Below are 12144 nucleotides of genomic sequence, written 5' to 3' on the forward strand. Positions count from 1 at the left end.
CCCTCATCGGGCGCCCCGAACTCGCCGACGATCCCGAGTGGGCCACGCCGGAGGCACGGCTGCCGAAGCTCAGCAAGATGTTCCAGCTCATCGAGGAGTGGTCCTCGACGCTCCCCAAGTGGGAGGTCCTGGAGCAGCTCAACGCACACAACATCCCGTGCGGCCCGATCCTCTCCACCAAGGAGATCATCGAGGACGCCTCCCTCGCCGCGAACGACATGGTCATCGAGGTCCCGCACCCGCAGCGCGGGTCCTTCACGACCGTCGGCTCCCCGCTCAAGCTCTCCGACTCCCCCGTAGACATCACCAGCTCGCCCCTGCTCGGCGAGCACAACGAGGAGGTCTTCGTCGGCGAACTCGGCCTCGGGGACGAGGAGCTGCGCCTGCTCAAGTCGAACGGAGTGATCTGATTGATGGCCGAGGACCGGACGCTGACGGTGCGGGCGCTGCTCGACGCCGTACGGGCCGAGGGACGCACGGCGCTCACCGCTCCGGAGGGGAAGGTGATCGCCGACGCGTACGGGATCGCCGTGCCCGGTGAGGAGCTCGCCCGGGACGTCGACGAGGCCGTCGCCGCCGCCGCGCGCTTCGGCGGGCCCGTGGTGCTGAAGATCGTGTCGCCCGACATCCTGCACAAGACCGACGCCGGCGGTGTCGTCGTCGGGGTCGAGGGAGCGGCCGAGGTACGGGCCGCCTTCCACCGCATCGTGGAGAACGCGCGCGCCTACGCGCCGGACGCGCGGGTCGAGGGCGTGCAGGTGCAGGAGCTGCTGCCCACGGGGCCCGACACCCAGGAGGTCATCGTCGGGTCCGTGACCGATCCGACCTTCGGCAAGGTCGTCGCCTTCGGGCTCGGCGGAGTCCTCGTGGAGGTGCTCAAGGACGTCACCTTCCGGCTCGCCCCCGTGGAGGCCGACGAGGCGCTCGGCATGCTCGACTCCATCCGCGCCGCCGAGGTGCTGCGCGGTGTCCGCGGTGCACGGGGCGTCGACCGCTGGGCGCTCGCCGAACAGCTGCGCCGCGTCTCCCGGCTCGTCACCGACTTCCCGGAGATCGCGGAGGTGGACCTCAACCCGGTGATCGCGACGCCGGAGGGCGCCGTGGCGGCCGACATCCGCGTGATCCTCGCCGCGAGCACGCCCGCACCGCGGCGCACCTACACGCGCGAGCAGATCCTCTCGACCATGAAGCGGCTCATGCAGCCGCGCTCCGTCGCCGTCATCGGGGCGTCCAACGAGCAGGGCAAGATCGGCAATTCGGTGATGCGCAACCTCATCGACGGCGGCTTCTCCGGAGAGATCCACCCGGTGAATCCCAAGGCCGATGACATTCTGGGCCGCAAGGCGTACAAGAGTGTCACGGACGTGCCCGGTGAGGTGGATGTGGCGGTCTTCGCGATCCCCGCCAAGTTCGTGGCAGCGGCCCTGGAGGAGGTGGGGCGCAAGGGCATCCCCAACGCGGTGCTGATCCCGTCCGGCTTCGCCGAGACCGGTGAGCACGCGCTCCAGGCGGAGATCGTCGCCATCGCCGAACGGCACGGCGTGCGCCTGCTCGGCCCGAACATCTACGGCTACTACTCGACGTGGCAGGACCTGTGCGCCACGTTCTGCACGCCGTACGACGTGAAGGGCGGCGTGGCGCTCACCTCGCAGTCCGGCGGCATCGGCATGGCGATCCTGGGCTTCGCGCGCACGACGAAGACGGGCGTCTCGGCGATCGTCGGGCTCGGCAACAAGTCGGACCTGGACGAGGACGACCTGCTCACCTGGTTCGGCGAGGACCCGCACACGCAGTGCATCGCCATGCACCTGGAGGACCTCAAGGACGGCCGCGCCTTCGTGGAGGCGGCGCGCGCGACCGTACCCAAGAAGCCCGTCGTCGTCCTCAAGGCGGGACGCACCGCCGCAGGGGCGAAGGCCGCCGGCTCCCACACGGGCGCCCTGGCGGGCGACGACGCCGTCTACGACGACATCCTGCGGCAGGCCGGCGTCATCCGCGCGCCGGGTCTGAACGACATGCTGGAGTACGCGCGGGCGCTGCCTGTGCTGCCCACGCCACAGGGTGACAACGTCGTGATCATCACGGGCGCCGGCGGCTCGGGCGTACTCCTGTCCGACGCGGTGACGGACAACGGGCTGCGCCTGATGGAGATACCGGACGATCTGGACGCCGCCTTCCGGCGGTTCATCCCGCCCTTCGGGGCCGCAGGCAACCCCGTCGACATCACGGGCGGCGAGCCCCCTTCGACGTACGAGGCGACGATCCGCCTCGGGCTCGAGGACCCGCGCATCCACGCACTCGTGCTCGGCTACTGGCACACCATCGTCACCCCTCCCATGGTCTTTGCGGAGGTAACGGCCCGCGTCGTCCGGGAGTTCCGCGAGCGCGGCATCGAGAAGCCGGTGGTCGCGTCGCTGGCCGGGGACGTCGAGGTCGAGGAGGCGTGCCAGTACCTCTTCGACCACGGGGTCGTCGCCTACCCGTACACCACGGAGAAGCCTGTCGCGGTACTCGGCGCCAAGTACCGGTGGGCCCGTGCGGCAGGGCTGTTGGGGGGCGGTCGATGAGGTGACCCGAGGCGGGTCCGGCCGGCGGTGCGCGCCGGCCGGACCCAGGACCCGTGCGCGCACGAAAGCCATTTGGACAGGGGGCGCTGGCCAGATCTTTCGACGCAAGGGATGCGACCGTCATGACCGCAACCGAACTGTCAAGTTCCGTCCCTTACAGGGAGGTGACGGACGCCAACGGCCGGATGTACCGGGTTGGCGAGAGCGACATCGACATCATGGGGCGCAAACGCAAGTGGATGGTGATCCTGCCCTGGGTGGGCATGATGGGGATCTCGTCCGCCGAGTACGCGTTCGCGTCCGCCGAGGACACTCTGCACACCGCGCACAGCTGGAACAGTGCGCACATCTTCTGGATGATGACGGTCTGGGTGTTCTTCCAGGCCGCGGTCGCCTTCCCCGCGGGAAGGCTGCGTGAGAGCGGCAGGCTGCCGGCGCGCTGGGCCATGATGATCGGCTCGCTGGGCACCCTGCTGGGCTATCTGTCCCTCGCTTTCGCTCCGCACGTCGTGTTCGCCTACATAGGGTTCAGCGTCTTCAGCGGCATGGGCGCCGGCATGGTGTACGCCACCTGCGTCAACATGGTGGGCAAGTGGTACCCGGAGCGCCGCGGCGGCAAGACGGGCTTCGTCAACGGCGGGTTCGCCTACGGCTCCGTGCCGTTCGTGTTCCTGTTCACCGGGTTCATGGACCTCACCAACTTCCGCTGGGTGCTGGTCTCCGTGGGGGTGCTCCTGGCCGGCATGGTCGCGTCCGCCGGCTTCTTCTTCCGGGACCCGCCGAAGAACTGGTGGCCCGCGGAGATCGACCCGCTGAACCCGCCGGCCGACCCGCGCGCACGCCGCTCGCTGCGCAAGAACCCGCCCGCGGTGAAGCAGTACACCCCGCTGGAGGCGTGGAAGACCGGCCGGGTGGCCCTGATGTGGTTCTGTCTCGCCTGTACGTCCGGCGTGAACATCTTCGGGATCGCATTCCAGGTCGACATCGGCAAGGAGGCCGGATTCGCCGGCGGCATCGTGGCCACCGCGATGTCGCTCAAGGCGGTCGTCAACGGCACCGGACGCGGTGTCATCGGCTGGCTCTCCGACCGTTACGGCCGCAAACAGTGCCTGCTCGCGGTCTGCGTCATTCTCGGCGCCGCGCAGTTCGGCATCCTGTGGTCCGCCGGAGCGGGAAACCTGCCGTTGTTCCTCGTCTTCTCCGCGGTCTCCGGATTCGGCGGCGGCGCCATCTTCCCCATGTTCGCGGCGCTCACCGCCGACTACTTCGGCGAGAACAACAACGCGACCAACTACGGCATGGTCTACAGCTCGAAGCTCGTGTCCGGACTCGGTGCCGGAATGGGCGCGCTCGTCGTGGAGTCGTGGGGGCACTCGGGCGCCTTCACCCTGGCGGGCTGCATCTCGTTCTTCGCGGGATTCGTCGCCATCTTCCTGTCGCCGCCCGGCAGGCCCAAGTCCCGTGGTATCCGCCCCAATCCCCAACCGCTCGGTGAGGAGATGGCTTGATATGACAGCGGAGCCCATCGCCGCAGGAGCCCACGCGTCGCAGCACGGCGCGGGGTACGAAGAGATCACCGACGAGAACGGCCGCGTCTATCGCATCGGCGAGACGGACCGCGACATCCTCGGCCATTCCCGTAAGTTCATGGTGTATCTGCCATGGGTCGCGATGATGGCCATCAGCGTCTCCGAGTACGCGTACGGGTCGGCGGAGGACACCCTGTCCAGCGCGCACGGCTGGACGCAGTCCAACACCTTCTGGATCCTGAGCGTCTGGGTGTTCTTCCAGGCCGGGATCGCCTTCCCCGCCGGATGGCTGCGCGAGAAGGGCATCATGACCGCGCGGCGGGCCATGACCGTCGGCTCGTTCCTGTGCCTTCTCGGATTTCTCGCCCTGTCCCATCTGAGCAATGTGTGGCTGGCCATCATCGGGTTCGGTGTCATCGGCGGACTGGGCTCCGGCCTCGTCTACTCGACGTGCATCAACATGGTCGGAAAGTGGTATCCGGAGCGCAAGGGCGGCCGGACCGGTTTCGTCAACGGCGGATTCGCCTACGGGTCCCTGCCGTTCATCTTCGTCTTCAACTACGCCTTCGACACCTCGAACTACCACCGGGTGCTCGACATGATCGGCGCCTATGTGCTCGTCGTGGTGCTGGTGTGCGCGTTCTTCTTCAAGGACCCGCCGAAGAACTGGTGGCCCTCGGAGGTCGATCCGCTGGCCAAGTCGGGTACCGGCAAGAGCGCACGGTCCCTCGCCAAGAATCCTCCCGCGGTCCGGCAGTTCACGCCGAAGGAGGCGATCAGGACCGGGATGCTGCCGCTCATGTGGTTCAGTCTGGTGCTGACCGCGGGCGTGTCCATCTTCGGCATCTCTTTCCAGGTGGACTTCGCCAAGGAGGTCGGGTTCGGCCCCTTGGTGGCGGCGTCCTCGATGGGTGTCATGGCGGTCATCAACGGCGTCGGGCGGGCCGTCGTCGGCTGGCTGTCCGACATCATGGGCCGGAAACTGAGTCTGGTGCTGGTCATCGTCGTGCTGGGACTCGCCCAGTTCGGTGTGATCTGGGCGGGCGACATCCACAGCGAATGGCTGTTCCTGGTCTTCGCCTTCCTGTCAGGATTCGGCGGCGGCGCCTTCTACCCGATGTTCGCCGCACTGACGCCGGACTACTTCGGTGAGAACTACAACGCGACCAACTACGGCCTCGTCTACAGCGGAAAGCTGATCAGTGGACTGTTCGGCGGCGGCCTCGGCTCGATGGTGGTCGCCGCCTGGGGCTACAACGGCGCCTACGCGCTGGCCGGCGGCATCTCCATGCTGGCCGCCGTGGTGGCGCTGTTCCTGAGGCAGCCGGGGCGCACCGGCACCGCATAGCTCGTGCACACATGAGTGGGGCCCGGCCGGGTGGCCGGGCCCCACTCATGTGCCGGCGCATGTCCCCATGCGCCCGCGGGTCAGTGCCGCTTGCGCAGCCGTGCCAGGTTGTCGTAGCCGATCTTCGCGTGCTTCAGGGACTGTCCGAGGTCGGTGTCGCTGGGGGCGTTGTCCTGCTCGACCATCGGGTTGTGGTAGTTCTTCTGGCCGACCCGGCTGAAGAACGTCGTGTAGTCGATGACCCCCTCGCCGAACGGCACCATGTCGTAGCCCTCACCGCTGGTGTCGTTGCGTGTGCCGTCCTTGGCGTGGAACAGCGGGTAGCGCTTGTTGTGGGCGCGGACCAGGGCGGCGGGGTCGAAGACGTTCTCCTGCTCGGAGCCGTCGTGGGCGGTGTAGGTGTGGAACTTGTACTGGGCGACGTGCGCCCAGTAGATGTCCATCTCGAGCCACACGGTGCGCGGGTCGCTGACCTTGAGGAAGTACTCCAGCTTGCGGACACCGGAGCTGCGGGTCGGCCGGCCCTGCGCGTCGAGCGGTCCGCCGTCGAGCAGGAAGCCGTATGCGGCGTCGTGGTTGTGCGTGTAGAGCTTGAGGCCGGCCCGGTGCGCGATCTCGCCGAGTTCGTTCCACTTGTCGGCGGCGACGTCCCAGTCCGCCTTGTACGAGCTGCCGGTGGGGTCGCCGCCGGTGCCCATGTGGTCCATGCCGAGGATGTTGGCGATCTCGAGATGCTTCTTGAACGTGTCGAGGTCGGTCTGGCTGAGCGGCCACGAGGAGGGGATGAAGCCGTGGTTGCCCTGGGCCCGCAGACCGTATTCGTCGAGCCAGCGGCGCAGCAGCTTGGCACCGGCGACGTTCTCGAGGTCGGCGCCGCCCGGTGCGTTGGCGTGCTGGCCGTACCCGGCGAACTCGACCTGCTTGTAGCCGTAGCGGGCCAGTTCCTTGAACACCTCGCGGAAGCCGGACGGCAGGTCGCCGGCGAGCGGGTCGCGGCCGGTCGCGTCGCGCACGGTGTAGAGGATGATGCCGCGCTTGTCGTGCGGCACGAGGTCCTGGCCGTGGCCGTGGCCGTGCTCGTGCCCATGACCGTGGCCGTGGCCGTGGCCTGCCGTCTGCGACTGGGCGAAGGACGGTGCTGCGCCGAACACGGGCGCGGCGATGGCCCCCGCGGCGACGGCGGTGCAGGTGCTGAGGAAGCGGCGGCGGTTGATGCCGAGTCGGCTTCTGAGGGCCTCGTCGGCGGGGGTGTCGCGGAAGTCGGTCACGGGGTGCCTCTCTTCGATGTGCGGATCGAATGTCACTGGCGCGTTGTCGGTGACGTGTGCTTCACTCTCTGTAACTGCTCCTGGTCAGGAAGGGCTCGGGCCGAGGTGTGTCTCAGCCGAGTCCGGCCAGGTCGAGGAGCAGGGCTTTCACATCGGTGGCCGCGACGCGGCCGGGGAACGCATGGGGGGTGGAGCTGATGATGAGCGGACCGTCGTCGTCGCTCGCGGGGAGGCGGCCGTGGCTGCCGCGAAGAGGTGAGGGGTCGAGAGGCACGACCGCCATGCGGTAGCGCATGCCGATCTTCTTGCGGGCCAGCGCGCTCGCGGCCTTGACCTTGACGTAGGGGTCGAGGGGGTCCATGAACAGTTCGACCGGGTCGTAGCCGGGTTTGCGGTGGATCTCGACGAGCTGCGCGAAGTCGGGCGCGCGGTCGTCGTCGAGCCAGTAGTAGTACGTGAACCAGGCGTCGGGCTCCGCGACGGCGACGAGTTCGCCGGAGCGCGGGTGGTCGAGGTGATGGGCCTTCTTGCCCTCGTCGTCGAGGAGTTGCTCGATGCCGGGCAGGTCGGCGAGGGCGGCGCGGGTCGCGTCGAGGTCCTCGGGCCGGCGTACGTAGACGTGGGCGATCTGGTGGTCGGCGACCGCGAAGGCCCGGGACGCCATCGGGTCCAGGTACTCCATGCCGTCCTGGGTGTGCACCTCGAGCAGTCCTGCCCTGCGCAGCGCCCGGTTGATGTCGACCGGACGGTCGACACGGGTGATGCCGTACTCGGACAGGGCGACGACGGTGCGGCCGGCGGCCCGGGCGTCGGCGAGGAGCGGGGCGAGGGCCGTGTCGATCTCGGCGGCCGCCCGGTGGGAGCGTGGGTCGTCGGGGCCGAAGCGCTGGATGTCGTAGTCGAGATGAGGGAGGTAACACAGGGTCAGATCGGGGTCGCGTGTCTCCATGACGTGCCGGGTGGCGTCGATGATCCACTGGCTGGAGACGATGTCCGCGCCGGGTCCCCAGAAGTGGAAGAGCGGGAACGTGCCGAGCTTCTCGGTGAGTTCGTCGTGCAGAGCCGGGGGCCGGGTGTAGCAGTCGGGCTCCTTGCGCCCGTCGGCGTAGTAGACCGGCCGGGGGGTGACGGTGATGTCGGTGTCGGCTCCCATGGCGTACCACCAGCAGATGTTGGCGACGGTGTAGCCGGGGTGGGCGCGGCGGGCGGCGTCCCAGAGCTTGTCGCCGGAGACGAGACCGTTGTGCTGGCGCCAGAGCAGGACGTCGCCGAGTTCGCGGAAGTACCAGCCGTTGCCGACGATGCCGTGCTCGGAGGGCATCGTGCCGGTGAGGAACGTGGACTGGGCGGCGCACGTGACGGCGGGCAGCACGGTGCTGAGCGGGGCCTTGGTCCCGGAGCTCCCGAGCGCCTTGAGGTTCGGCATGTGGTCGAGGAGACGGGGGGTGAGGCCCACGACGTCGAGCACGAGCAGCGGGGTCGGCCGTGGCTGTGGGTCGGTCATGGCAGCTCCTTCAGGCCGAGGTGGGTCAGCAGGTCGCGGGCGAGGGTGAGTTCGGCGGCGATGCCGTCGGCGAGCTGGGTGCGGGCCCGGGGGCGCAGTTCGGCGGGCAGCGCCTGCCAGGTGTAGGTCTCGACCTCGAGGTGGTGGGTGCGCGGGTGCTCGCCGCCGACCAGACGGGTCAGTGTGTCCTGGAGGACGGGAAGCGTGGAGGTGAGGGGCGCGGCGGGGGCCGCGTGCAGGGGGACGTGGAAGTGGGCGCGCCAGGGTGCCGCGTCCGCGAGAGCGGCGCCGTTCAGTGCGGGGCCGAGGTCGTCGGTGCCGTGCAGGGCTCCGGCGGTGACGGTGCGGGTCTGGTGCAGGAAGCGGGGTTCGTCGAAGGCGGCGAGTGCCGCGCGTACTTCGGGGAGGCGGGGGTGTTCGGCATGCAGTGCGGCGGAGAGCTGGGTCTTGACGACAGGGACGTGGGCGGCGGCGAGGGCGGCGAGCGCGGTGGCGGGGTCCTCGAAGGAGGTGGCGAGGTGGCAGGTGTCGAGACAGAGGCCGATGCGGTCGGGGCGGCCGACGCGGGTGAGCGGCTCGATCGCGTCGGCGGTGGTCTCGACGGTGCAGCCGGGTTCGGGTTCCAGGCCGATCCTGATCGACTTCCCGGTGAGCTCGTGGAGCGCGTCGAGGCGTTCGGCGAGGGTGCCGAGAGCCGCCTCGGCCGTCGCTGCGCGCTGTGCGTCGTGGGCCGTGCGCCAGGCGAGCGGCAGGGTCGAGATGGTGCCATCGGCGACGTCGGAGGGCAGCAGGGCGGCGAGCAGCCGGGCCAGGTCGGCGGTGTGTGCGAGCCGCTCGGGGTCGGCCCAGTCGGGCTTGTAGACGCGGTACTTGACCTCTTCCGCGCCGAACCCTTCATAGGGGAAGCCGTTCAGGGTGACGACCTCGAGGCCGCGCCGGTCGAGCTCGGTGCGCAGGCCGCGCAGCGCCGCCGGGTCGGTGATGAGGGCGCGGGCGGCGTCCTTGGCGAGCCACAGGCCGATGCCGAGCCGGTCGCGGCCGAGCCGCCTGCGCACGGGCTCGCAGTGGTCGCGGAGCTGGGCGAGGACGCCGTCGAGGGTCTCCGCGGGGTGCACGTTGGTGCAGTACGCGAGGTGGACGGTCGAGCCGTCGGGGTGCCGGAAGCGCATGCGTCACGCCCCTCCGCGCAGGATGGAGTTGCCTTCGTGGGTCGCTTCGCGGGGTGCGGGGGCGTCGAGCTGGAGGCGTCCGCTGATGCCGTAGAAGTCGACGGGGTTGCGCCACAGGACGCGGTCGACGTCGTCGTCGGTGAAGCCCGCGGCGAGCATCGCGTCGGCCACCTTGCGGGTCTTCAGGGGATCGCTTCTGCCCCAGTCCGCGGCCGAGTTGACGAGGACCTTCTCCGGTCCGTAGGTCCGCAGGATCTCCACCATGCGGTCCTCGTCCATCTTGGTGTCGGGATAGACGGAGAATCCGAGCCAGCTGCCGGCGTCCTTGGCCTCCTTGACGGTGGTCTCGTTGAGGTGGTCGACCAGGACGTGCTCGACGGACAGCGCGGACTCCTCGACGACGTCGAGGGTGCGGCGCAGTCCGGCCAGCTTGTCACGGTGCGGGGTGTGCACGAGGGCGGGCAGTTCGTGGTCGGCTGCGAGTTGGAGCTGGGCGGCCAGGGCGGTGTCCTCGGCCGGGGTCATGGAGTCGTAGCCGATCTCGCCGACGGCGACGACGTTGTCCTTGACGAGGTAGCGCGGCAGGGCGTCCAGGACGGGGGTGCAGCGCGGGTCGTTGGCCTCCTTGGGGTTGAGCGCGATGGTGCAGTGGTGGGCGATGCCGTACTGGGCGGCGCGGAAGGGCTCCCAGCCGAGGAGGGCGTCGAAGTAGTCGTAGAACGAGGCGGGCGAGGTGCGCGGCTGGCCCAGCCAGAAGGCGGGTTCGACGAGGGCGCGGACGCCCGAGGCGTACATGGCCTGGTAGTCGTCGGTGGTGCGCGAGGTCATGTGGATGTGCGGGTCGAAGATGCGCATCAGGACTCCTTCGCCTCGGTGCCCGGTTCGTGGGGTGCGGGCTCGGTCAGAGCCAGGACGCGGTGCAGGTCCTCGGGGACGGACCGGCCTGCGGCGGTGCGTTCGTCGGCGAAGTCGCCCAGCATGCGGGCCAGTTCCTTGTCACCGTGGGCGCGCCGCCACAGCTCGGCGACGGCGTCCACGGGGACCCCGGTGAACAGGCACTTCAGGACGGCGTGGCGCCAGTGGTGGGCCGGCAGGTGCTCGGCGGCGTACGGCCCGACCGCCGCGGCGACCAGCCGGGTGTCGTTGGTGCGCAGCGCGTCCTCGACGAGCGGCAGGCCTTCGGGGCCGGGCACCAGGTGGGGCAGGGCGTACAGGACGGCCCGTCGTTCCGCGGCGGTGCCCTCGGCGTACAGCCGGTTCAGCGTGGTGGTGTCGGCGCGGGCGGCGTGCAGCAGGAGGACCCGGGTGGCGTCGGCGTTGTCCTGGCCGGTGCGGCGGCCGGCCTCGGCGAAGCGGGTCTCCCAGCCGGGCGGGTCCGTGTCCTCACGGCCGGCGGCGGTCGCGAGGGCCTGGTCGAGCCAGCTCCGGGCGGTCGCGGTGAGCACCTCGTCGAGGTGGGCTCGCAGGGCGGTGACGGTCTGCCGGTTCATGCGCTGCCTCCTCGTGCCGCGGCCTGGAGGAACGGGAGTGAGCGGGAGGCCAGTTCGGGGCCCGCGTGGGAGTGCCGGGGCAGTTCGACGACGACGAGACCCTGGTACGCGGTGTCCGCCAGGGCGTCGAGCACCGGGGGGAAGTCGATCTCGCCGTCGCCGAACGGCAGGTGTTCGTGCACGCCCCGTCGCATGTCCTCGATCTGGACGTGCCGCAGCCAGGGGGCCGCCGCACGGACGCAGTCGGCGGGTGATGCGGGCTCCAGGCACTGGCAGTGGCCGATGTCGAGGGTGAGGCCGAGCGCGTCGGGGCTGCCGAGGATCCCGCGCAGGTGGTGGAAGTCGTCGAGGGTGGAGAGGAGATGGCCGGGTTCGGGCTCGACGGCGAGGGGCACGCCGGCCCCGTCGGCGGCCTCCACGAGCGGTCCGAGTTCGTCGGCGAGCCGCTTCCAGGCAGTCTCCGGGTCGGTGCCCGGTGGCGTGATGCCGCTGAAGCAGTGCACGGCGTGGGCACCGAGGTCGGCGGCCACCTGGACGGCCCGCATCAGCAGCCGGGCCCGTGCCGCGCGGGCGTCCGGGTCGGGGTCGAGCAGAGAGGGGCCGTGCTTGCGGCGCGGATCGAGGACGTAGCGGGCGCCGGTCTCGACGGTGGCGGTGAGGCCGTGCCGGTCGAGCAGTCCGGCGATCTGCCGGGTGCGGGCCGCCAGGTCCGGGACGAGGGGGTCGAGGTGCATGTGGTCGAGGGTGAGGCCGACGCCGTCGTAGCCGAGGTCGGCGAGGAGGGCGAGGGCGTCGTCGAGGCGGAGGTCGGTGAGTCCGTTGGTGCCGTATCCCCAGCGCAGGGTCATGTGACGCTCACCTTCCTGGAGAAGCGGCGGGCGAGGGGGGCCAGTGCCGCGGTGGCGAGGGCGGTTCCCGGTGCGCCCGCGCGGGCGGCCAGGGCGGCCTGGAGCGGGATCATCGCGCGGATACCGGAGCCGACGGCGCGCTGGGTCAGGGGTGGTGACGGGTTGAGGACGGCATGGAGAAGGGGTCGGGCCGTGGTGTGCAGGTACGCGAGGGGACCCGGCAGGCCGAGGGCGGCTGCAGCGCCTCGGCCCGCCGGGAGTCTGATGAGCCGCGTGGCCAGGGCCGTGGTGAAGGCCAGGGCCGCGGCGGGGGCCAGGGGGCGGCCACCGGTGGTCTCGTTGCGGGACACGGCGGTGACGGCCACGGTGTGCCCGGCCAGGGACAGCGCCGCGGGCAGGGCGGCGGCGAGCGCGGCCGGAC

10 protein-coding genes and 1 pseudogene are annotated in these 12144 nt (G+C 70.3%); 4 read left to right on the top strand and 7 right to left on the bottom strand.

The features are described 5' to 3' along the window. From GTW43_RS11130 to GTW43_RS11145, 4 genes are all read left to right on the top strand, one after another. On the top strand, nucleotides 1–410 hold a 410-nt coding region (locus tag GTW43_RS11130; protein ID WP_202501318.1), incomplete at its 5' end, for a CoA transferase. 3 nt (nucleotides 411–413) lie between these two features. Continuing rightward, a complete protein-coding gene (locus GTW43_RS11135) occupies nucleotides 414–2567 on the top strand; it encodes an acetate--CoA ligase family protein (RefSeq protein ID WP_161301493.1) in 2154 nt (717 codons plus the stop codon). A gap of 122 nt (nucleotides 2568–2689) precedes the next feature. Continuing rightward, nucleotides 2690–4075 carry an OFA family MFS transporter gene (locus tag GTW43_RS11140; RefSeq protein ID WP_161301494.1) on the top strand — a complete coding sequence of 462 codons (1386 nt, stop codon included), beginning with the start codon at nucleotides 2690–2692 and terminating at the stop codon, nucleotides 4073–4075. A 1-nt stretch (nucleotide 4076) separates the two neighbouring features. Next, entirely contained in the window at nucleotides 4077–5444 is a 1368-nt protein-coding gene (locus tag GTW43_RS11145) for an OFA family MFS transporter (protein WP_202501319.1), read from the top strand. An 80-nt stretch (nucleotides 5445–5524) separates the two neighbouring features. Here GTW43_RS11145 and GTW43_RS11150 read toward each other — a convergent pair whose 3' ends face one another. From GTW43_RS11150 to GTW43_RS11180, 7 genes and pseudogenes are all read right to left on the bottom strand, one after another. After that, entirely contained in the window at nucleotides 5525–6712 is a 1188-nt protein-coding gene (locus GTW43_RS11150; RefSeq protein ID WP_161301495.1) for a sugar phosphate isomerase/epimerase family protein, read from the bottom strand. 112 nt (nucleotides 6713–6824) lie between these two features. Continuing rightward, nucleotides 6825–8216 (bottom strand): nucleotide pyrophosphatase/phosphodiesterase family protein, encoded by a 1392-nt coding sequence (locus GTW43_RS11155; protein WP_161301496.1) that lies wholly within the window; start codon nucleotides 8214–8216, stop codon nucleotides 6825–6827. Beyond that, the gene (gene eboE, locus GTW43_RS11160) at nucleotides 8213–9385 is read right to left on the bottom strand and encodes a metabolite traffic protein EboE (protein WP_161301497.1); all 1173 of its coding nucleotides are present in this window, start codon (nucleotides 9383–9385) and stop codon (nucleotides 8213–8215) included. Before eboE ends, GTW43_RS11155 begins: the two co-directional genes overlap by 4 nt. Before the next feature lie 3 nt (nucleotides 9386–9388). Further along, nucleotides 9389–10240, bottom strand: coding sequence for a TatD family hydrolase (locus GTW43_RS11165; RefSeq protein WP_161301498.1), 852 nt, complete (start codon nucleotides 10238–10240; stop codon nucleotides 9389–9391). Further along, nucleotides 10240–10875, bottom strand: a complete 636-nt coding sequence (locus GTW43_RS11170; RefSeq protein WP_161301499.1) for an EboA domain-containing protein — start codon at nucleotides 10873–10875, stop codon at nucleotides 10240–10242. The genes GTW43_RS11165 and GTW43_RS11170 overlap by 1 nt, the downstream gene beginning before the upstream one ends. Further along, nucleotides 10872–11723, bottom strand: coding sequence for a sugar phosphate isomerase/epimerase family protein (locus GTW43_RS11175; RefSeq protein ID WP_161301500.1), 852 nt, complete (start codon nucleotides 11721–11723; stop codon nucleotides 10872–10874). The genes GTW43_RS11170 and GTW43_RS11175 overlap by 4 nt, the downstream gene beginning before the upstream one ends. Then, nucleotides 11720–12144 (bottom strand): annotated as a pseudogene (locus tag GTW43_RS11180) (prenyltransferase); the annotation flags it as partial. The pseudogene GTW43_RS11180 and the gene GTW43_RS11175, both read right to left, overlap by 4 nt.

The sequence above is a fragment of the Streptomyces sp. SID5785 genome (assembly GCF_009870065.1).
Taxonomy (GTDB): domain Bacteria; phylum Actinomycetota; class Actinomycetes; order Streptomycetales; family Streptomycetaceae; genus Streptomyces.